16 protein-coding genes are annotated in these 21,702 nt (G+C 64.3%); 3 read left to right on the forward strand and 13 right to left on the reverse strand.

Features of this window, described 5'->3' with window-relative positions; genetic code table 11:
• Positions 1–117: 117 nt before the first annotated feature.
• The 10 genes from NCR40_RS30715 to NCR40_RS30760 all read right to left on the reverse strand — a co-directional run bounded on the left by NCR40_RS30715 (position 118) and on the right by NCR40_RS30760 (position 11,192).
• Positions 118–606 (reverse strand): Hcp family type VI secretion system effector, encoded by a 489-nt coding sequence (locus tag NCR40_RS30715; protein ID WP_244831870.1) that lies wholly within the window; start codon positions 604–606, stop codon positions 118–120.
• 159 nt (positions 607–765) lie between these two features.
• Positions 766–1,545 (reverse strand): toll/interleukin-1 receptor domain-containing protein, encoded by a 780-nt coding sequence (locus NCR40_RS30720; RefSeq protein WP_250511756.1) that lies wholly within the window; start codon positions 1,543–1,545, stop codon positions 766–768.
• On the reverse strand, positions 1,542–4,226 hold the full coding sequence (gene tssH / locus NCR40_RS30725) for a type VI secretion system ATPase TssH (protein ID WP_250511757.1): 2,685 nt from the start codon (positions 4,224–4,226) through the stop codon (positions 1,542–1,544). The genes NCR40_RS30720 and tssH overlap by 4 nt, the downstream gene beginning before the upstream one ends.
• Before the next feature lie 37 nt (positions 4,227–4,263).
• Positions 4,264–5,289 (reverse strand): type VI secretion system baseplate subunit TssG, encoded by a 1,026-nt coding sequence (gene tssG / locus NCR40_RS30730; RefSeq protein WP_244831867.1) that lies wholly within the window; start codon positions 5,287–5,289, stop codon positions 4,264–4,266.
• Positions 5,253–6,998, reverse strand: a complete 1,746-nt coding sequence (gene tssF / locus NCR40_RS30735; RefSeq protein WP_244831866.1) for a type VI secretion system baseplate subunit TssF — start codon at positions 6,996–6,998, stop codon at positions 5,253–5,255. Before tssF ends, tssG begins: the two co-directional genes overlap by 37 nt.
• A gap of 30 nt (positions 6,999–7,028) precedes the next feature.
• Positions 7,029–7,442 (reverse strand): type VI secretion system baseplate subunit TssE, encoded by a 414-nt coding sequence (gene tssE / locus NCR40_RS30740; RefSeq protein ID WP_244831865.1) that lies wholly within the window; start codon positions 7,440–7,442, stop codon positions 7,029–7,031.
• 63 nt (positions 7,443–7,505) lie between these two features.
• Positions 7,506–7,994, reverse strand: a complete 489-nt coding sequence (locus NCR40_RS30745) for an Hcp family type VI secretion system effector (RefSeq protein ID WP_244831864.1) — start codon at positions 7,992–7,994, stop codon at positions 7,506–7,508.
• A gap of 217 nt (positions 7,995–8,211) precedes the next feature.
• Positions 8,212–9,636 (reverse strand): type VI secretion system contractile sheath large subunit, encoded by a 1,425-nt coding sequence (tssC, locus tag NCR40_RS30750; protein ID WP_250511776.1) that lies wholly within the window; start codon positions 9,634–9,636, stop codon positions 8,212–8,214.
• A gap of 102 nt (positions 9,637–9,738) precedes the next feature.
• Complete coding sequence (gene tssB, locus NCR40_RS30755) at positions 9,739–10,233, reverse strand: type VI secretion system contractile sheath small subunit (protein ID WP_244831862.1); 495 nt, start codon at positions 10,231–10,233, stop codon at positions 9,739–9,741.
• A gap of 470 nt (positions 10,234–10,703) precedes the next feature.
• Positions 10,704–11,192 (reverse strand): Hcp family type VI secretion system effector, encoded by a 489-nt coding sequence (locus NCR40_RS30760; protein ID WP_244831861.1) that lies wholly within the window; start codon positions 11,190–11,192, stop codon positions 10,704–10,706.
• 294 nt (positions 11,193–11,486) lie between these two features.
• Here NCR40_RS30760 and NCR40_RS30765 point away from each other — a divergent pair, with 294 nt between their 5' ends.
• The 3 genes from NCR40_RS30765 to tssA are packed head-to-tail and all read left to right on the forward strand — an operon-like array spanning position 11,487 to position 16,144.
• Positions 11,487–13,778, forward strand: coding sequence for an ATP-binding protein (locus NCR40_RS30765; RefSeq protein ID WP_250511758.1), 2,292 nt, complete (start codon positions 11,487–11,489; stop codon positions 13,776–13,778).
• 4 nt (positions 13,779–13,782) lie between these two features.
• Positions 13,783–14,523: a response regulator transcription factor gene (locus NCR40_RS30770; protein WP_250495312.1), complete on the forward strand. Its 741-nt coding sequence runs from the start codon at positions 13,783–13,785 to the stop codon at positions 14,521–14,523.
• A gap of 43 nt (positions 14,524–14,566) precedes the next feature.
• Entirely contained in the window at positions 14,567–16,144 is a 1,578-nt protein-coding gene (gene tssA, locus NCR40_RS30775) for a type VI secretion system protein TssA (RefSeq protein WP_250511759.1), read from the forward strand.
• A 355-nt stretch (positions 16,145–16,499) separates the two neighbouring features.
• Here tssA and NCR40_RS30780 read toward each other — a convergent pair whose 3' ends face one another.
• From NCR40_RS30780 to NCR40_RS30790, 3 genes are read right to left on the reverse strand one after another with little or no spacing between them, the layout of a single operon-like run.
• Positions 16,500–16,670 (reverse strand): hypothetical protein, encoded by a 171-nt coding sequence (locus NCR40_RS30780; protein WP_250511760.1) that lies wholly within the window; start codon positions 16,668–16,670, stop codon positions 16,500–16,502.
• A 28-nt stretch (positions 16,671–16,698) separates the two neighbouring features.
• On the reverse strand, positions 16,699–20,724 hold the full coding sequence (locus tag NCR40_RS30785; protein ID WP_250511761.1) for a type VI secretion protein IcmF/TssM N-terminal domain-containing protein: 4,026 nt from the start codon (positions 20,722–20,724) through the stop codon (positions 16,699–16,701).
• Positions 20,721–21,701 carry a DotU family type IV/VI secretion system protein gene (locus tag NCR40_RS30790; RefSeq protein WP_250511762.1) on the reverse strand — a complete coding sequence of 327 codons (981 nt, stop codon included), beginning with the start codon at positions 21,699–21,701 and terminating at the stop codon, positions 20,721–20,723. The genes NCR40_RS30785 and NCR40_RS30790 overlap by 4 nt, the downstream gene beginning before the upstream one ends.
• Between the last annotated feature and the right edge of the window lies 1 nt (position 21,702).

Below are 21,702 nucleotides of genomic sequence, written 5' to 3' on the forward strand. Positions count from 1 at the left end.
AAATCTAATTAACTGTTTTTTTTGGGGGTGTTTGGTGTGTAGAGTATTTTTGTGGTTTTAAGGGCGCGGAACCGGGGCGGCGCCGCCGGGGGCCCCCCCGCCCCCCGACGCGTTACATCAAGCCTTGGGAGCAAGCCAAGAATCTTCGGCTTCGATGCCGTCCGGCTCGTACGTCCACGTGATTTTTTCGTAGGTGAACGCGAGGTCTTCCATGTGGCCCATCTGACGGTTGTTCGGGTCCAGGCAATTGGGCGTCCACGACTGCATGTGCGTGAGGATCGCGTTTTCGAGCTTGGCCGTGTAGTACTTTTCTTCCGTGCCCTTGGGCGAAATGCGGTAGAACTCGAGCGTCACCGACTTCAATTGTTCGCCCGAAGTCAGCGCCTGATACAGCTTCGGGCTCGACTTGTCGATTTCCTTCGTCACCGTCATTGCGCCATGAACGCGCTTGCCGGTCGGCAGACCAGTTTGCGGGCTCTTCGGAATTTCGATGGTGTGATCCACGGCTTGCACGAGGATCTTGCCTTCGTGGCCTTGAACCTTGGTGGAGCCTTCGATCTTTCCTTGGTTCTGGCCTTCGAGGGTGAGGTAGCAGGGCATCGGCATGATTAATCTCCAGTTAGTTTGGGTTGGCGGCGCGCTGTGTGTTTGCCTGGCCGCTTGCGCCTTCGATCTCGTTCAGCGCATGAGTACAGATTAAGGTCGCCGCGTTGCGGCTTCGTTTCGAGTGGGGCGCGGGTTTGTTACATCCGAAACATGGCGGTGTTATCCGAGCCGAACGATCGTCGCTTCGACGTCGTCGCCTTCGGGATAAGGCATGAGCAGCAGCGTGGCCGGGCAGCCGCGCACGCGCACGAAGTACGAATCGTCCGGGCCGATCGCATTCCTCACCGCCCAGCTCACGTAATCCGTGCCGCCAATCTGCATGCGCAAACCCTCCTGCGCGTATTCGAGCGTGGTCTTTGCCGGCAGCGCGCCGCGTGCGCCGACCGCCTGAAAGTCGATCGATACTTCGTCGCTGCGCGGCACGCCGAACGCGAAGCCCGCAAGCGGCCCTTCGAGCGAGCCGATCTCGAACCACTGACCGATGTTCTCGTCGCCCCACAGCGTCAGGCGATAGCCGCCGAGCGCCGCCAACGGCGCCTGCTTCGGCGCGCGTGCGAGCGCGGCGACGAGCTTCGCGGGCCACGCGGCGTTCCGATCGGCGAAGGTGAGCGCACCGGCGAACAACGGTGGCGGCACGGTATCGCCCGAAGCGGTGAGGAACAGCACCGGCGGCGCCGCGCCGCGCGATGCCTGCAGGCTCGCGTACAAAAGCGACAAGCCATAGCGCACGGATGGTTTGGCGAGCGCCGCTTCATCGACGAGGACGATCCACGCGTCGGCCGCCTGCATCGCGTCGAGCACGACACGCGCGACGGCCTTGTCCGGTTCGTCGAGCCATACGTGGCCTTGCGCCGCGATCCCGTAGCGCTTGAGCGTCGCCGCCACTTGCGCGATGCGCGCTTCGTCTTTGGCGAGCGCCGTGACCCATACCTGCTTCATTGCGCTTCTTCCTCGATGACAGCGGCCTTCGCCTCGGCAGGCTCGAAACCGAACGACACGACGAACACGCCTTCGTCGTTCACATCGAGCTCGGCGTGCGTCGGCTGCTCGGCTTCGCTCATGCGGATAAGGATCTCGTGCGAGAGCATCGGCATGACGGTGCCGCGCAGAATGAAGTCGATGTTGCGCGCGCCCGTTTCCACTTCCGTGCAGCGCGCGGCGATGGTGTCCACGACCTTGTCCGTGTACGCGAGACGAATCTTGTTGGCGCCCAGAAGACGCTTCACGATCTTGTCGAGCTTTAGGCGCACGATGCCCGCGAGCGCATCCGTCGGCAGCGTGTAGTACGGAATCACGGTCATGCGCGCGAGCAGCGCGGGCTTGAAGTGCGCGGAGAGGATCGGCCGCACGGCGGCGAGAATGGTCTCGTCGTCGGGACGCTCGCCGTTCGCCGTGAGTTCGGTGATGACATCGGTGGCGAGGTTCGAAGTCAGGAACACGACCGTGTTGGAGAAGTCGATTTCCTTGCCTTCGCCGTCCGAGAGCATGCCCTTGTCGAACACCTGGTAAAACAGGTTCATCACGTCGAGATGCGCCTTCTCGGTTTCGTCGAGCAACACGACCGAGTAAGGACGCTGACGCACGGCTTCGGTCAGAAGACCGCCTTCGCCATAGCCGACATAACCCGGCGGCGAGCCGATCAGACGGCTCACGTTATGGCGCTCCTGGAACTCGCTCATGTTGACGGTGACGGTGGACTTCTCGTCGCCGAAGAGAATGTCGGCGACAGTCAGCGCCGTTTCCGTCTTGCCGACGCCCGACGGTCCCGCAAGCAGGAACACGCCCATCGGTTGCTCGGGGTCCTTCAACCCCGCCGCCGACGACTTCAGCACTTCGGCGATCTGATGCATCGCGTGGTCCTGACCGCGCACGCGTCTGGCGAGCGTCGTTTCCATGTTCAGAATGGTCTGCGCCTGATCGCGCTGCACCTTGCCGAGCGGAATGCCGGTCCAGTCGCTGACGACCTTCGCGACCACGTCGGGATCGACGTCCACGCGCACCATCGGCTGATCGCCCTGGGCTTCGCGCAAATCGGCTTCGGCGCGCTTGGCGGCGTCGCGCAGGGCGTCGATCTGCGCTTCGGGTTGCGCGGCGGCGCGTGCGGCGGCCACGGCTCCCCGTGCCGCGACGAGCGCCTCGCCCGCTTCCTTCTGCGCGAGCCAGCGCACGCGCAAATCCGCCGCGCGGGCTTCGAGCGAAGGCAGGGCATCGGCGATGGCGGCGAGGCGTTCGTCGTCCACCGGCTGCATGTTGTCGCGATCGCGTTCGAGTCCGCGCCGTTCGCGCTCCAACGCCTGAATGCGGCGCTCGGTGTCTTCGAGCACATCGGGTTTCGCGCTTTGCAGCACCTTGACGCGGGCGCACGCGGTATCGAGCAGATCGACGGCCTTGTCCGGCAACTGGCGCCCGGTGATATAGCGGCTCGACAATTCGGCGGCGGCCACGATGGCGTCGTCGCGCATCACGACTTTGTGCACGTCTTCGTAACGTTCCTTCAGGCCGCGCAGGATCAGCACCGCGGTCGGCAAGTCGGGTTCGTCGAGCTTCACGAGCTGGAAGCGCCGCGCGAGCGCCGCGTCTTTCTCGAAGTACTTCTTGTACTCGGCCCAGGTGGTCGCCGCGATGGTGCGCAACTCGCCGCGCGCGAGCGCCGGCTTGAAGAGGTTCGCGGCGTCCGACGTGCCCGCCTGACCGCCCGCGCCGATCAGCGTATGCGCCTCGTCGATGAACAGGATCACCGGCTTCACCGATGCCTTGATCTCGTTGATGATGCCCTTCAGCCGGTTTTCGAATTCGCCCTTGACGCTCGCGCCCGCCTGCAACATGCCCATGTCCAGACCGAGGATGGTCACGTCGCGCAACGACTCGGGCACGTCGCCATCGACGATACGCAGCGCCAGTCCTTCGACCACCGCCGTCTTGCCGACGCCCGGATCGCCCACGCAGATCGGGTTGTTCTTGCGCCGCCGCGCGAGGATATCGACCATCTGGCGGATTTCGGCGTCGCGTCCGAAAACCGGATCGATCTTGCCCTCGCGCGCCTTCTCGGTGAAGTTCTCGCAGTACTTGGCGATTGCGCTGCCGTCCGAACCGGCCGCCGCGTTCGCGCCGCCTTCCGATGCCGACGAAGTGCCCGCCGCCGTCTGCTCTATCGACGCCGCCGACGCCGCGCCGAAGCGCGCGAGCAAGCTCTCGCGGTTGATCGGCCGCAGCATGTCGGCATAGCCGCCGGTTGCATAGAAAGTGGCGCGTGCGAGGAACGCGAGCAGGATCGCACCGGAACGCACGCGCGTTTCGAGCAAGTCCACCGAGGCGATCAGCCACGCATCCTGAAGCAGTTCGAGCAGCACCGGCGAGAACACCGGCCGGCCCGTATTGCCGCCGCGCAAATCTTCTATCGACTGATCGAGCGCGCGGCGAAAGAGCGCGGCATCGATGTTCTGTTCGCGCAGCAAAAGCGGGAAATCGCTTTGCGGATCGTCGAGCAGCTTGACGAGCATGTGCTCGACGGAAATCTCGTATTGGCCGCGCGAGATGCACAGACCGGCGCTGTTTTCGAGCGCTTGCCGGCAGTAGCCGTTGAGCCGGCTTACCAGCGGTTTCAGATCGACCAGCAACATGGCTTGGGCTCCTCTCGTGTCTCTTGATATCGGTGGTTCAGATCGCGAAGCTGACCGGACGCGGCACGGCATTCGCGCGCGGCGCGAGCCACGTGTCGCGGCCCAGCGCGTTCCATTGCATGCCGCCCGTGCGGGCGTTCTCGGCGAGACCCGCGCGCAGTTCGAGAAGCACGGTCACGTCGAACGGTTCGGTCAGGTAATAGCGCGTGAAAAAACGCAGACGCTCGTACTCGCGCCGGCCTGGCTGCAACGCTTCGAACAGAGCCAGCGGCAGGCCGCGCAACTCGATACGCACATGATTGTTGGCATCGCGGCTCTCTTGTCCGAGATAGCATTCGACGCCGAGCGCATGACGGCCATCGCCGAGCGTGAGACGCTGATCGTCGGGAATCGGCAGCCAGCTTTCCACGCAATTGACGATATGCACATCGGCGGGCGCGAAGGCATCGGCGAGCAGCGTTTTCAGGCCAAGCGCCGAATGCGGGCGCTGCGAGAAGAGGCCCGCGTAGCGCAGCATGTCGGAGACGCCGGGCGTGTCGTCGCGGCGCATGGAGCGCTCGTGCAGGCCGACGAACGCATACAGGCGTTCGAGCATCGCCGTGTCGCCTTCCTCGACCACGCGCACGTGCGGCCGGTACTTGACCCAGCTCTCGAACAACAGCGGATACAGCGTGTAATGCAGGATGTCGAGAAACTCGCGCATCCCGCTGCGGCCTTCGCGTTCTTCCTCGATCAGGTCTTCGGTATAGAAGCTCGGCAGCGGCGAGGACACACCGTATAGCCCGAAGAAGTTCGCGGTAATTCGCGGCGTCGGCGCGGGCTCGGGCGCGTCGTCGTCGAGATCGGCATGACGGCGCGGCAGATCGCGCTCGATCTGGTCGATATCGCTTTCGGGAAAGCCGAGCGCAAGACGCGGACGCACGCGCAGGCGTTCCGGATCGTCGCCCGCAAGACGCGCGCGGCGGCGCAGCAGGCGCACCGCCTGAAAATACGCAAAGCGTTCGCCTTGCTCAAATAGCGCGTCGTCTAGAGCAGAGCTTGTTGACCGAGCCGCGGCGTCCATCTGAATACCTCTCCGGAGAAAATGTCTTCCAGCTCGAATCGCGTATACGTGTTCATGCTTGCGTAGGCGCCGAGAAAACGGTCGAGCACGCTGCCGAACACGTAGAGATCGCCCGCGCCCGCGAAGTGATCCATCTCGCAGCGCACGCGGATCAGCTGACCGCGCAGCATGTTGCGCCCGAAGAGCCGCACTTCGGGCGTGACGCTCATCTCCTTCAGGCCCGCGATGCGTCTGCGGTTCGCCGCCTCGTGGCCTTGCTCCTGACGCTCAGAGAACACGTAGAGCGAGAGGAGGGCGCGCAGGTTGGCGGCATCCGCGAGCGAGAGGAAGTTGAGCGCGGCGTGACCGAGCAGCCGCCAACGCAACGCCTCGCCGACGGGCGGATTGACCACCGGTGTCATCGGCCGGATATTGCGGAACTTGAGGCGCTCGGGCGAACTGCTGGTTGGCTCGCTGAGATCGCCGTAACGCAGGCTCTCGGGCAGATAGCGGTTGGTGCAGGTCAGCTCGATGGAAAGCGTTTCGGTCTGCGGCGTGGCCTCGGGCGGATACGCCACCGAGAGATACAGCTCAGTCTCGTTGCCGACGGCGGCGGGGCGCAACGACGTGTGATAGACGAGATCGCCCGGCGCGCGCTGGTCTTCGCTCGCCGTCGCGGCGGATGCCGCGTGCCCGAGCACGCCGAATGGCCGGTACACGCGCTGCTGCGCCACGCCTTGCCGATACGACGTGACCTTGTCGACTGAATGAATCTGGTAATGCTGACGGTTCGCGCCTTCCGGGCTCACGCGATAGTCCATTTGCCGATGATCCAGCGTGATCGGATTGGCGTGATGCTCGAACAGATTGATGACGGGCGTCACGTTGAGCATGAAGGCGTCGGCGCTCAATTCGGTGAGCCATACGGGCAAACGTTTGAGGCACAGCGTGACCGAGAACGTCGTGCCGGTGGCGCCGCGCAGCTTGTCAATCCCGTTTAAGTCGAGGAACAGGAATTTCTCCGGCTGCACGAAGAACTCTTGCAGACTGCGATACCCCGGAAACGCGTGACTCGGATACGGCACGAGCTCGCTGTCGAAGCCCGACGGGACGAGCGAACGCGCGCCCAGTTCCGTCGATACCCCGCTAGCCGTCAGCCGCACCGACGTCACTTCGGTCATGAGCAGCATCAGGAGTTTGGAGGCATCGCTGTAGCCGCCCGCCAGAAAGAGCCGCAGCGACTTCGTCTGCCAGCGCGCGAGATCGAGCCCGCGCAAGCTGAAGTCGAGATCGATGGAAGGCGTGCGTCCTTCGCCCGCCGAAAGCCGCGCGGCGAGCGTGAGCGGATGCACGTCCACGGCCTGGGTCGTGCGGAAACGGCAGGGCGTGCCGTCCACCGGCGCCGATGCCAGCTCCACGCCCGCCGCCACGCTCGCGGTTTCCGTGAGCGCGCCGCGCGGCTCGAACAGCACCATCGTCGTCGCGGGAACCGGACGCAGATAGTGCGGAAACAGCAGCGTGGAGAGTTCCTGGATGAACTCCGGGAACTCGTCGTCGAGCTTCTGGCGCGCAAGACCCGTGAGGAAGGCCACGCCTTCGAGCAGGCGTTCGACGTCCGGGTCGGTCGAGCGGCCTGCGAGCATCGGCGCGAGCGCCGGATTGGCCTCGGCAAACTCGACGGCAAGCGTCTTCAGCTTGGTGAGTTCGTTTTCGTAATAGCGATTGAGCATCGTCGGGATCGGTCGCGGGCCGTCAAGGCGTCAAAGCACGGTGACGCGGCCATCGGAATTCACGGTGGTGGACAGGCGCAGTGGAATCTCGCGATCGTTCACGGCGAGCGTGCCGTCGAGACTGAAGCGGATCGACATTACGTCGCTGCGGTCGCTCAAGAGATGCACTTTCGGGTTGAGCACGCGCGGTTCGTAACGCGACACCATGCGTTGAATCTCTTCCTCGATTTCGCCCGTCGATCCGCCTTCCAGCCCGCCCGCGATATTCGTGAAATCGGGCACGCCGAATTGCGGATCGAGCTGCACGCTGCCCTGTCTCGTATTGAGGATGCGCGACAGATGCTCCATCACGGATCTCACGAGCACCTCGGTGCTGGTCTCGTTGGTGCGCACCGCGCCCTGTTCCCAGCCGGATATGCGTTCCAGCAGCCTGCGCTCTCTCATCGACGGTCCCGATCGACGCAGCGGCGTAAGTCCGCCGCCGCGTCATGCGTGATTTGGAATGCGTCAGGCCTTCGGCGCGAGCCACGAGTCTTCGGCTTCGATGCCGTCCGGCTCGTAGGTCCACGTGATCTTTTCGTAGGTGAACGCGAGATCTTCCATGTGACCCATCTGTTTGTTGTTCGGGTCGAGGCAGTTCGGCGTCCAGGACTGCATGTGCGTGAGGATCGCGTTCTCGAGTTTGGCGGTGTAGTACTTCTCTTCCGTGCCCTTCGGCGAAATGCGATAGAACTCCAGCGTCACGGTCTTCATCTGCTCGCCGGAGGTGAGCGCCTGATAGAGCTTCGGGCTGGACTTATCGATTTCCTTGGTCACCGACATCGCGCCATGCACGCGCTTGCCCGTGGGCAGACCCGTTTGCGGGCTCTTCGGGATCTCGATGGTGTGATCCACGGCCTGCACGAGGATCTTGCCTTCGTGGCCCTGAACCTTCGTGGAACCTTCGATCTTTCCTTGATTCTGACCTTCGAGGGTCAGGTAGCATGGCATCGGCATGGTGGCCTCCAGTTGCCGTTATGGTTTGTCCGCGTGTCGCTTCTTGACTTGATGCATCGACTCGATGCGCCCATTTACGTGTAGGTGTCGGAGCGCATGAACACAGTGTGAGCGCGGGCGGTTACCGCCTCGTTGCAGGTGACCGCCCGCGTGTTACGGATGAAACCTTGCCGAAGCGCCGCTTATGTTCGCGGCTGCCTCGAACCCGATGCGCGCATCAGGCAGTTTCCAGCTTGCCGACGAGCGACAGCGTGAACGACGCGCCCATGTACTTGAAGTGCGGACGCACCTTCATGTCGACCTTGTACCAGCCCGGTTCGCCTTCCACGTCGAGCACGTTGATTTCGGCCTGACGCAACGGGCGGCGGCTGCGCACGCCCGGACTCGGGTTGTCCATGTCGGCGACGTACTGGCGAATCCAGTTGTTGAGTTCCTTCTCCAGATCGCCGCGCTCCTTCCACGTGCCGATGTTCTCGCGTTGCATCACCTTGATGTAGTGCGCCATGCGGCTCATGACGAACATGTACGGCAATTGCGTGCTGAGCTTGTAATTGAGCTCGGCTTCCTTGCCTTCTTTCGACTGGCCGAAGAACTTCGGTTTCTGCGCCGAGTTGGCGGAGAAGAACGCGGCGTTGTCGCTGTCCTTGCGCATGGTGAGCGCCATGAAACCTTGCTCGGCGAGCTCGAACTCGCGTCGTTCGGAAATCAGGATTTCGGTCGGAATCTTGTTCTGGATCTCGCCCATGGATTCGAACGAATACACCGGCAAGTCCTGCACCGTGCCGCCGCCTTGCGGGCCGATCACGTTGGCGCACCAGCGGTAGTCCGCGAAGCTTTCGGTGAGACGCGTGGCAAACGCGAAGGCCGCGTTGCCCCACAGGAACTGGTCGTTACCGCTCGACACGTCTTCCTTGTAATTGAATTTCTTCGAAGGCGCCGTTTCCGGGCCGTACGGCACGCGCAGGAGGAAATGCGGCGCGGTCAGGCCGACGTAGCGCGCATCTTCGCTTTCGCGGAAGGCGTTCCACTTGACGTACTTCGGACCTTCGAAGATGGACGACAGATCTTTCAGGTTCGGCAACTGATCGAACGAGTCGATGCCGAAGAAATCCGCGCCGGCGGCGGCGACGAAAGGCGTGTGACCCATCGCGGCGACGCTTGCCGAATATTGCAGCAGCTTGACATCGGGCGCGCTTGCATTGAACTCGTAGTTAGCGATGATCGCGCCGAACGGCTGGCCGCCGAACTGGCCGTATTCGGCCGTATAGACGTTCTTGTACAGCCCTGACTTGGTGATCTCGGGCGCGTCCTGGAAGTCGTCGAGCAGCTTCTGCTTGCTCACGCTCATCAACTGAATCTTGATGTTCTCGCGGAAGTTGGTGCGGTCCACCAGAAACTTGAGCGAGCGCCACGACGATTCCAGCTTTTGGAAGTCATCGTGATGCAGGATGGCATCGACCTGCGCGCACAGCTTGCGGTCGAGGCTCGCGATCATGTCGTCGACGGTCGCGGCGGTGACACGCTCCACCGAACGCTGCGGTTCGAGCAGTTGCGCGACGAACGCCTGAATACCCTGGCGCGTGATCGAGTACGCTTCGTCGCCCGGCTTGATGCGGGCCGACTCCACCAGTTGATCGAGCAGCGAGACTTCGCCCGCCGCGGCCTCTGCCGGCGCCGCTGCGCCGGATTGCTGTTGTTCGTCGCTCAATTCAATCTCCTTCATCTACGAAGTGCTGGTTCCGCGTTACTTGTCTTGTGCGCCGAGTTCGCCGAGCAGCCGCGCGCGCACGCCTTCGTCCTGGATCAGCTCTTGCAGACGCTTGCGGAAGTCGGGCAGATTGCCGATCGGGCTTTTCAGCGCCTTCAGGGCGTCGCGCAGTTCGAGCATCTGACGCAGCTCGGGAATGCGTTCCGCGAGCGCATCGGGCGTGAAGTCGTTGATCGAGTCGAACTTCAGGTCGAGCGAGAGCACGTCGTCGGGACCGGCTTTCTCGTCGAGCTTGTTCGGCACCGAGAGTTGCAGGCCGAGCTTTTGGCCTTTCAGCACTTCGTTGAAGTTGTCCTTGTCGACGTTGATCGGCTTCATGTCTTCGATCGGTACGTCGTCCTGACGCAACGTGAAGTCGCCGAGCACGAGCAACTTGAGCGGCAGTTCCACTTCTGCCTGCGCGTCTCCCGTGGCCGGGCGATAGACGATATTGACGCGTTCCTTCGGAGCAACCGAACCATCATTTGCCATTTCCATCTCCAGATTCACGGCGCCGCGCTGGCAGTGCGGACATCGATGAAAACGCGTCTCGCGCACCGTGCGACTGACGCGGGCCGCCGCCACTGCATACGCTCGGGCGGGCAGCCATCGCCTGAGCACGGGATAACTAACGAAATTGCGTGATACGGAATGCGGGGTGCGGCGCGGGGCGGATGTGAGCCGCTTCAGACTGTCGGATGCTCTGCCCGCGATTGAGCGAAAGGATCGGCGAGTCCGGATGGGAAACGGTCCTTGAGGCGTGAGTGCCTGTCCCGGAATTGAGTGCGAGCCATTATAAACAGACGTATCTCAAAAACCCAACGCATTTTTATCAGTTCATATGCTCTAAAGATCGTCCTCGACAAGCCGTATACGGCGGCCTCCGAAGACGCGGCTTCAGCGCTCGAAAACCCTTGTGCGACAAGGCTTTCGAGCTTATGTCCAGCGGCTGTCCAGGTGGCTCAGGCCTTCGGCGCGAGCCATGAATCCTCGGCTTCAATACCGTCCGGCTCGTAGGTCCAGGTAATCTTTTCGTAGGTGAACGCGAGGTCCTCCATGTGTCCGATCTGCCGGTTGTTCGGATCGAGGCAGTTCGGTGTCCATGACTTCATGTTGGTCAGGATCGCGTTCTCGAGCTTGGCGGTGTAGTACTTTTCCTCCGTGCCTTTCGGCGAGATGCGATAGAACTCGAGCGTGACGGTCTTCAACTGTTCGCCGGACGTCAACGCCTGATAAAGCTTCGGGCTCGACTTGTCGATCTCCTTGCTCACCGTCATCGCGCCATGCACGCGCTTGCCGGTGGGCAGTCCGGTCTGCGGGCTTTTCGGAATTTCGATGGTGTGATCCACGGCCTGCACGAGGATCTTGCCTTCGTGACCTTGCACCTTCGTGGCGCCTTCGATTTTTCCCTGGTTTTGACCTTCGACGGTCAGATAGCACGGCATCGGCATGATTCACCTCTTCTAGGTTGTTCGGGTTGGAGCGCCGTTCTCTTCAGGCCCGGCGCATGTTTGTAGTGTCGGCGGGCGCCGTTGCAGCCGTGTTGCGCCAAGGGCGCCGCATGTTTCATCCGTAACGAACGCGCAACTGCCTGGGTTCGCGCACGTTCGGTCGCCTGTTGCGCGATTTGTGCGCTGCGTTGTGCGTTGCTTTAGCCCGCATTACACTTGCGACCATTTCTAAGATAAATCTCAGGTCGTATCGGAATGCTTATCGCCGATGCGCTCGCTCAACCGGGGGCCACTGTGACCAATGACGTTCGTGCGGCCGCCGCCGCGCCGCACGGTCTGCCCGCTACCGGCGCGCGTCACCATGTGGCGGGCTTGCGGCGCGCCCTGTCTTTGGGCGTGCTTTACGGCGTCCTTTCGACACCGCTCGACACGCTCGGCACCGGTTCGGCGTTGGCGGCGGTGGTGTGGCCCGCCCCGGCGATGGCGGTGGCCTATCTCTGGCGTCGGCCGCTCGGCGAATGGCCGGCCGCGCTCGTCGCGATCTTCATCGCGATGGTCATCGTCGGTCAGTTCGACGTGTTCCCGCTTTGGGTCGATGCGTCCTTCGCGCTCGTCAACGTGCTCGGCGTGGGCGTGGGCGTCGGGCTTGCTTGGCGCTTCGTGAGCCGCCGCGCGCGTCTCGATACCACCGCGCGCTTCACACGCTTCCTGCTATTGCTGCCGTTTGGCACCGTTTTCGCGATGGCGCTCGCGGGTAGCGCGCTATCGCATGCGATCGGCGGTCGCGATCTCATCGATGTCTGGCGCACCATCATGGGCAGCAACGGTCTGGCGATGCTCGTCCTCGTGCCCGGTCTGCTCGCGTGGACTACGCCGCCCGATCCGGATGCGCGGCCGGTGCGCGCGTGGGTCGTCGTCGTGCCGGCGCTGTGCGGCGCGGCGCTGATGATCGAGGCGTTCCGCATCCAGCTTCCTGACGAGACCGAGCATTTGCTGCTGATTCTGCTGCTCGTCTGGGCGGCGGTCGCCGGGTCGATCCGCGCGGCGACGCTCGCGGCTTTCGTCATCGTGACGACGGGCGTGGCGCTCACGGTGACGGGCAATGGTTCGTACCATCAAAACGGCATCGTCGGCGTGCGGCAGTTGCAGATCGACCTCGCCGTGCTGTGCACGCTGGTGTTTTACGTGGCGGTCGCGCTGCTCGAACGGCGTGGTTACGAGGCGCGTCTGCAACGCGTGCAGAAGCTCGAATCGCTCGGCCTTTTGGTGAGCGGCATTGCACACGATTTCAACAATGTGCTGGGCGCCGTGCGCGGCCACGCCGAATACGCCGATGAACTTCTTCCCGCCGATGCCGATGCGCGCCGTCCGCTGCAACACGTGCTGGCGGCAGTCAGAAGCGGCACCGCGATGACCGAGCAGATGCTGCTCGCGGTCGGACGCGGCAGTCCGCGACGTAGCGAACCGGTGTCGATGCGCGTGGTCATCGACGAGGCGGTGGGTTTGGCGACGGCGGATCATCGCGGGCCGGTGACGATTGCCGTGGAATACGACGACGTTCGCCTGGGCGCCAGCGGCATCGATGCGTGGCCTGTCGCGGGCGATCATGCGCAGTTCGTGCGGGTGCTTTTGAACCTGCTGCGCAACGCGGCGCAGGCGGCGCGCAGCTGGGTGATCCTGCGCGTGTCGGCGGGCGTGCCGCGCGAGGAAATCGCGGATGTCGGGCGCGTGCCGGAGCGCACCGCGGTGATTCTGGAAGTGCACGACGATGGGCCCGGAATTGCGCCGGATATCGCGTCGCGGATTTTCGACCCGTTCTTTTCGACCAAGCGCAAGCAGAGCGGGCATGGGTTGGGGTTGTCGATCGCGGCGGGAATCGTCGCGGATCACGACGGCGGGATTACGGTCGGAAACGGGCCGCTGGGTGGGGCGATGTTTCGGGTGTTGTTGCCGGCGAAGCGCGTGAAGGGTGTGGCGACGGGGCCGCGCGGTGGCCTAGGCGACGGGGGAATGCATGAGGCTAGTGATGCGGATGCGGCTTATGTGACGCCGCCGCGGTCGACTTTCGGAACCGATGCGTTGCCGTCGGATGGAGAAAAGGCTAACGCGGATCATTTGGCGACAGCGCCGAGCATTGCGTCCATGTCGCGAGCGATGGATGCGGTTCACGCGCCGGGCACGCCCTGCACCGAGCCCAACGCTCCCATCGGCCAAGGCGAGCCCGTCCTCCTTGTCGAAGACGACGACACCCTCCGCGCGCTCCTCGAAGACTGGCTCGCCGAATCCGGCTTCGAGCCTGCGAGCTACGCGTCGCCCGCCACCGCGCTCGACGCATTGCAAGCCGATCCGCACGGCTTCGCGTTCCTCGTCAGCGACATCGAAATGGATGACCTGCGCGGCGACGAACTCATCGTCGCCGCGCGCGAACGCAGTCCCGCGCTGCCCGCGCTCTTGATCAGCGGGGCGCGGCAGGGCGCGCATATCGCCGCGGGCGTGAGCGTGCCGTTCCTCGCCAAACCGTTTGGCCGCGCCGATTTTTCGCGCGCGGTGCAGGCGCTTTATCACTCACACGAAGCCACGCGCTAACGCCATGCCGAGTTCACCCCGCATATTGATCGTCGACGATGACCATTCCTTGCGTGTTCTGCTCGTCGAATATCTAGCCGGACACGGCATGACGACCGAAGGCGCGGCATCCGCCGCCGAAGCGCGCGAATGCCTCGCCGCCGATACCTTCGATCTCGTGTTGCTCGACCTCGGCCTGCCCGACGGCGACGGCCTCGAACTCGCGCGCGAATGGCGCGCGGGCGGCGAGGGCGGCGCCATGCCGATCATCTGCCTTACGGGCCGTACCGAGGAAGCCGACCGCGTGATGGGCCTCGAACTCGGCGCGGACGATTACGTCACCAAGCCGTTTTCGCCGCGCGAAGTGCTCGCCCGTGTGCGCGCCGTGCTGCGGCGCACGGGCGCGGGCACGGCGCAGGGCGCGCCGATCACGCGCGGAAAGCTGCCGCGCGCGTATCGCTTCGGCGGCTGGACGCTAAATCTGAACACGCGCCGCCTCAAGTCGCAGGACGACGAGACCGTTACCCTCACCAACGCCGAGTTCAATTTGCTGGTCGTGCTGCTCGGCGCGCCTAATCGCGTGGTGTCGCGCGAACACATGATCGAGCGCACCCGCGCGTTCGACGATGTCTATGACCGCGCCATCGACGTCCAGATTTTGCGGCTGCGTCGCAAGATCGAGGAAGATGCGCGCGCGCCCAAGCTGCTGTGCACGGAACGCGGCGCGGGCTACTACCTGAATGCGGAAATCGAGGAAGTGTGGTGATCGACCTTTGCGTGTTTCCCGATTTATCCTCGACGAATAAGCCATGAGTCCTCCTTTCGATACGCTCGGTTCCGCGCCCATTACGCCGGACAACCCCGCTGGCGGCGATGTCCGCGACGATCCCGACTTTGATCGCCTGCAGACCGAGATCGACAAACTCAACAGCCCGAGCGCGGCGGCCGGCACGGACTGGGACGTGGTGCAGCGCGCTGCCACCGTGCTGCTCGCCGAACGCGGCAAGGACTTGCTCGTCGCGTGTTATCTCGCGGGCGCGCTCATGCGCCGTTCCGGCCTCGAAGGCCTTGCGAGCGGCTTGACGGTCATCGACGATCTGCTCGCGAATTACTGGGAAACGCTGCATCCGGGTCTCTCGCGCTTGCGGGCACGGCGCAACGCGTTGTCGTGGATTTTCGAGCGGGCGGTTCAGTTCGTCGTGGACAAGGTGGACCGCGATACGCAGCAGGAGCGCGCATTGATCGATGCGTTGCAGACGCGCCTCGAAGCCATCGATACGCGTCTTGCCGAGAAAGACCCGGACGCGCCGAGCGTGCGGCCGTTGCTCAATCAGATTCGCACGTTGCCGGTTCGGGAAGTTGTGCCCGAGCCCGTGCCTGCTTTAGACGCGCCTGTCGCGTCGGCGGAGACACGACCAGCACAAATCTCGCGTCCTTCTGCGCCGGCCGCTGCGGCATCGCTTGCCGTCGCGCCGCTTTCGAGCGCGGCCATTGTGTCCGATGCCGATGCCGACCGCGCCTTCGAGCAGATCGCCGAGCGGCTGGTGACGCTGGCGGGCTTCCGGCGTGGCAATCGGGCGAGCGATGCGCAGGCGTATCGGCTGAATCGGCTTGCGGCGTGGGGCGCGATTGAAACCGCGCCGCTTGCCGAGCGTGGCCAGACGCGCATTCCGGGGCCGATCGCGGAACTGGCGATTGCGCTGGACCGCCTGCAATCCGGCGATGCGCCCGAGGACACACTCACGTTCGCAGAGGCGAACTTGCCGGCGTTTCCGTTCTGGATGGATTTGAATCGCGCGAGCGCGCAGGCGCTTGTGAATCTTGGCGAGCCGTTCGCGGACGCGCTCGCCGAAGTGAACGCGGCGACGCTGCAACTGTTGCGCCGAGCCCCGGAGTTGCCGAATCTGACTTTCGCGGATGGCAAGCCTTTCGCGGATGGCGCGACGCTCGAATGGATCACGAGCCTGCAACGCAATGCGGCGACGGGTTCGGGCGGCGGCGCGGCGCCGGATGCGCTCGCGGTGGCGCTCGGCACGGCGCGCTCGCTCGCCGCGGCGGGCGACCTCGAAGCGGCGGCAGTGGCGCTCCAGGGCGCGACGTTGGGCACGAATCCGGAACAACGCCTGCGCGCGACCATCCACTTGAGCGAATTGATGCTGGCGCATCGGCCGAACGCGCCGCTGCGGCCGTTCGCGCAGATGATCGTCGGCGAAGTGGATCGGCATGAGCTCGACCGCTGGACGCCGCAACTCGCGCTGGAGGCGTTGAGCGCGGCGCACGCGCTGTATCAGCAAAACGATGCGCATGCCGAAGCGATTGCACTGGTCGCGCGCATTGCGAAGATCGATGCGGCTGCGGCGGTGAAGTTGGCGTTGGGGGGCGTGTAGGGGAAGGCGGTCGTGCGCGACGCGTGACGACGGCCGCCTGACAACGCCTCGTTCGCTTGCTCAACGCGCGCCACCCACGGTTCCGGTAGCCCGCCTATTCAAGCCATCGTCCAGTGAGGCAAATCCAGGGAACATAGGTTGGAAACTTGGGCGCAGGCCGCCGTTCGAAGCTGCTGTGATACTGCTTATGCCAGTTGGTTGTGCTCGCAGGAGAGCTGCTGCACTGTCAGCAACCGTTCCGCGACAGGCGAACGTGCTTTAGGATTGGCGTTAGCCATATTCAGGCCGTCAAGTGAACTGGTCAGCGGGCCGCGAGTGTTAACTCCCAGCCGCGCTCCATTTACCGCTGTGGTCCCTACCCCTTCTTACTGTCTTTACGCGCTTTACGCGCGAGCTGCTTCTCGCTCTCGGTCACGCGCGTCATTGCGCGCGCCTGATTCTTGAAGATCAACGCATCGAGCACGCCGCGCACGAGTTGCTGATCCTGCTCGGGCATGCGCGCAATGGTTTCGAACTGACAACGCACGACATAATCGGGGCCGCGCTCGCCTTCATCAGAAATTCGGCAACGGCGGCACGTCCGGCGCCGTCATCGGTCCTGACTGAATCGGTGCAAACGAAGGCGCCGCCGCCGTCACCAGCGGGCCGCGCGCTTCCAGCAGACTATCGAAACGCGCCTGCAGCGTCTGCGTTCCAGCCGGAGAAGCCGGCGCATTCCAGCACATCCCGATCTGCTGCGGCAACGACACGCGTAGCGGCTGCGGCGTCGTCCCGCCACCATTACCCGCCAGCTTGATCAGCAACAACTGCTGCGTCTGCGCCGCAAGCGTATCGATCGCTTGCTGGCGCAGCTGCGTCTCTTTCTGCTGCGCGTCCTGCAATTGCGCCAGCTGCGTCGCGCCATCGATGATCGCGTCCTCGCCACGGAACTCGTAACGCACCGTGATCTGGTCGATGCCGCGCTGCGCGAGCGCCGCCGCCGACGACGGAAAATCCTGCGGCGTGAACAATCGGTGCCCATCGCGGAAGTCGCGCAGGAAACTGACCACGCCCGCATCGCCGCGATAACGCTTGGAGAGCGTCAGGCCATCGAAACGAATCAGCAAACTCACCTCGCCACACTGGCCGAGTGTCCAGTTGAAAGTGTCGCTCACCGGGAAGTTGAAGTTGGTCAACGTGCGCGCGCCCGCCGCACACTGCACCGTCAGCACAGTCGCGAATGGCCGCATGCGCGCTGAAGGATTCACGTCGATAGGCTGCGCCGTAATCGTCAACGGATACGCCTTCGCCTGCGCCGCCGCAATCTGCTGCTTCACACTCGCAATGGCCTGCTCCGCATTGGCCTGCTGCTGCTTGGCCTGTTCTTGCGCCGCCTGCGCCTGCGCTGCGTCGGCTTCGGCGCGGGACTTGGCGCGCTGTGCTTCCATCAGCTGCGCGGTGCGCTTGCCGACCGCCGAATTCAGCGTCGGCAGGAACGCGGCGGTGAAGGGCACGCTGTAATCGGCCGTCTGCACTTCAGAAATCGCGCTCGCCGAATGCGTCAGGAACGGCTTGGCCGGCCCATCGACAAAACTCCACACCGAACCCTGCGGACCGTACAACTGATCGACGACCTGCGTCATGCTGGTCGCCGCCTGCAACGGCCAATACACCTTGCTGTCCCAATCCGATTGCAACGCGCACGAAGTCTCTTCTTCCGTATAAGCCAGCACGAAATGCAGCGGCCCGCCGATCAGATGCCAGATGGCCTGATCAGCCGCGCCGTTGGAATCGACTTCGTCACGCAGGCGCAGAAGGGCGCGCGCGGCATCGTGTACAGGCGATGTCTTCACCGCCGGATCGACGCCAAAGCCATGAAACGCAGCCGATACGCCATATGCCTTCGCGGTGCCATCGGTGACGGTGGCCGCGATCTGATCGATGTCCTGAAAATAGTCGCGCATGGCGGATGCCGCCCGCGCATTGACGCGCACCGCCGCCGCGCCCGCCAGCGGACTGCTCGCGATGCTGTCGCGGATCGCCTGGCCGCCGAACGAGTTGATGCTTTGCACGATGCCACCCGCACGGCTCGCGATCAGCGCGCCGGTGGCATCGCGCCGCAGGCGGCCCATGCGTCGAGCGGTCTGCAGCCAGTCGGGCAACTGGGCGTCGGCCACGCCTTCGAACTCGTCGTTGACGCGATCGAGCGCGCGCAGATAAGGGCTCGCGTTCTGCGTGATGGTCGCGAGCCGTCCGCGCCAGGCATCGCGGCCCGGTAGCATGCGTTCGCCCTGCGGCACGGTTTGCACGAAGCTCTGCCACGCCTGAAAGCGCTCGATCTGATAGTCGTGGTCGAAGAACGCCTGTTGCTGCATGAGTTGCGCATCGTCGACGACCGCCTGGTGAATCTCCTTCAGATAGCCGTCGATATCCACCCGTCCCGCGCGCGTGTACGCGGCCGGCACCTTGATCTCCGCGAGCCGGTTCGCTTCGGCGAGTTGCGCGTCGGTGCGCGCGGCTTCCACGGCCTTCGAATCGGGCGCCGTTGCACGGCTCGACGCCGCCGTGATGCGCCCGCCCGCGACATTGCCCGCAACCGGAGCATCCACGTTTGCCAGACGCAGGGATTGCGCGCGCGCCGAGTTCGCGTCGAGCCAGAAGTCGGCGAGCGAGACATCGTGCAGATGCGGGTCGATCGGCGCAAGCTGCGTGAGCCAGTGCATGCGGTTCTGGTACAGCGCCTGGGCAAGCGTCGCCTGCTGTTGCGCCACGCGCGTCACGATGTCGCGCGCATTCGTCGCCGACCACGCGATATAGGAAATGCGCAAGTCGTTGATCTGGTCGAAGAGTTGCGACGACCACGGCGCCATGTCGCTATAAAGCGGCTGAGGCATCGCGGCAAGTTCCGGACGATCCGCGCCCGCCACTTTCGCGCGCAGCAGATTCGTCACGCGCACTTCGTTGAGGATGCTAAGCGGCAGCGTGCCGTCGGTATCGTTGACGAGATCGCGCCGCAAATCCAGATCGAAATCGCGTTCGACGGCTGGTCGGATGTACTGCAGATATTGCTGCGTGTATTGCTGGCGCAGCCGTTCCTGCAAGCGGTCGATATGGCCGGAGATCATCCAGCGCGAACGCCAGTTGCGGTTGCGGCGATCGATCTCGCGCAGCGCGGTGTTGCTGCGCGTGAGGGTAGCGGCGTCATCGACGAGCAAGCCGTCGAAGCGCTGATGAAATGGATAGCTGCGCTCGATCTGCGTCAGCGTGTTGACGTTGCGGATGAACGACATCGTGATCAGCAAGCCGAACGCAACGGCCAACATCACCCATGCGAGCATGCCTAGATGCTGGGTCGCGGCGAACCAGCGATTGACGAGCGCGGCAGGTTTGCCGACGTTGCGGTCTTGCGGCAGGATGCGGCCGAAGAGATCGTGCAGGAACACGCCGGTCGTCGAGGGTTCGTGCGGCGGCATCGGGCGCAGCGTCTCCGGCAGCACCGCCGAGCGCGCGCCGCCGGCCTGCAGGCCGCTCGAAAAGAACAGTCCGCGCAAGAACGGCGATTCCAGATACGGGCTGTTACCAAGGCACGCCTTCACGAAGAGTTCGGTGCCCGCGCGCAGGCGGTCGAGTTCGTTCGGAAACAGCAGCAGTTCCACCGCCGATTGCGGATGCCGCGCAACCAGCGCAACCCGCATCGCGCGTAGTCGTTCGACGATGGCATCGAAGGCCAGTGAGAGGAAGCGCTCGGTCGGCGGATCGTCGGCGGTGGCGGGCGCGAGATGCCCCATCGCCTGATTCAACGCGGTCTCGGGCAAGAGCGTGCTCCAGCTTTCGAAGCCATAGAGCTGATCGCACTTGGTGACGAGCACGTACACCGGAAAGCGCCGCCCGAAAAGGCGGATCAACTGTTCTATGCGCGCACGGATCACGCGCGCTTCCTGATCGATCGCCTCGCGGTCCGGCGTGACGAGCCGGTCGGCGGAGATGGCGAGCACGAGTCCGTTGATGCCTTCGCGTCCGCGATAGCGCGACAGCAGGTCCAGCACCAGATTCCACTCGCGGCGGTCGGCGTCTTCGTTGTCGGCATCGACATAACGGCCCGCGCAGTCGAGCACGATGGAGCGGTCGAAGTACCACCAGTCGCAATTTTCGGTTTGCGGGACCGGCGCGCCTTGTTGCGTGTGATCCTGCAGCGAAGTGGACAGCCGCGAGCGCGCGAGCGCCGTGGTCTTGCCCGCGCCCGGTCTGCCGATCACCATGTACCAGGGCAGCACGTAGAGCGGATTGCCGAGACGCTTCAGGCTCGAACCGCGCAGGAGCGCCGCGGCATCGCGGAACTTGCGGCGCAAGGCGCCCGTGCGCGACCCGCGCTGCGCGGCTTCCTGTTCGGCACGCCGCTGCCGCGCGATGATGCTGCGGGAACGATACGCAAGCGTCAGGCGCCGCAGGAAGATCAACATGAAGAACATGCCGAGCGCGCCGAAGAAAATCGCGGCGGACGCCCACAACGGCCATTCGAGATACAGCGTCAGCCCCCAGCTGACGAGCGCCAGCACGACGAGCGCAAGGAGCCACAGCAGAACGGTGCGCAGGACTTTCATTGGATGAGCGGAAGAAGAGCGTTCACCATCTGCACGATGATCAGGTGATAGGTGCCGTAGAGCACGGCGAGCACGACCACGGGCAAGCCGAAGCCGATGAGCGTCTGCCGGCGAAGCCGCCAGCGCACCCGGCGCGCCGCCGGTTCGACGCCGGTTTGCGCCGCGCGCGCCGATTCCTCGCTGACATACGCTTGCGGAAAGAGCACCGCGCCGGTGGCGGCCGGAACGCCGCCTTCGTCGAGCACTTTCTGAAGCGTGACGCGGCGGCGTTCGTCGAGCTGACGCGAGCTGCGCTCTTGCGCATAGCGACCCTTGAAGCCGAGCGCGAGACACAGCGCAAAGACTTCGCGCACATCGGCCTGATCGTCGCGCAGGTCGTCGAGACGCGCGTAGAACGAGACGCCGGCGGTCGTCGTGTTGAAGTGGCGGCGCTGCATCAGATGGCGCTGCCAGTGCGGCGCGCCAGCCCATTCGGATGAGATCAGCACTTCGTCGGCCCAGGCGAGCACGGCGAAAAGCGCGTTGTCGAAATCCGATGGCACGAAATTGTGGATGCGCGCGTCGTGCCGCGCCTGGTCGATGGCTTCGTCGATCGCTTCGGCGAGTGCGCGTGCGCGCGCGGCGTCCTCGGCGGGCGTGCCGCTCGATGCGTTCGATACACTCGCCCGTGGCGCGAGCGAAGGAAGCGGCGCGGGCGCCGGCGGGGCATCGGCGATGGCGATGGCGACGGCGTTGGCGTTGGCGTTAGCGTTAGCGCTTGCATTGCCATTGGCGGCCATCTCGCCGATAGGCTGCGGCGCAAACGGCGAACCGCCAGCGGAAGCAGGCTGCGATGCAACCGGACGCGGCGCGGCGGGCAAGGGCCTTGGAACGGCAGGCGCCGCCGTCGACGGCCGCAAGAAGGCCGGGGCGGCGGCCGTATCGATCGTCTGCCGCACCAGCGCGATGACGGGGATCAAAGTGTCGGTCAGATGCACG

The organism is Caballeronia sp. GACF4 (assembly GCF_023631025.1).
GTDB lineage: Bacteria > Pseudomonadota > Gammaproteobacteria > Burkholderiales > Burkholderiaceae > Caballeronia.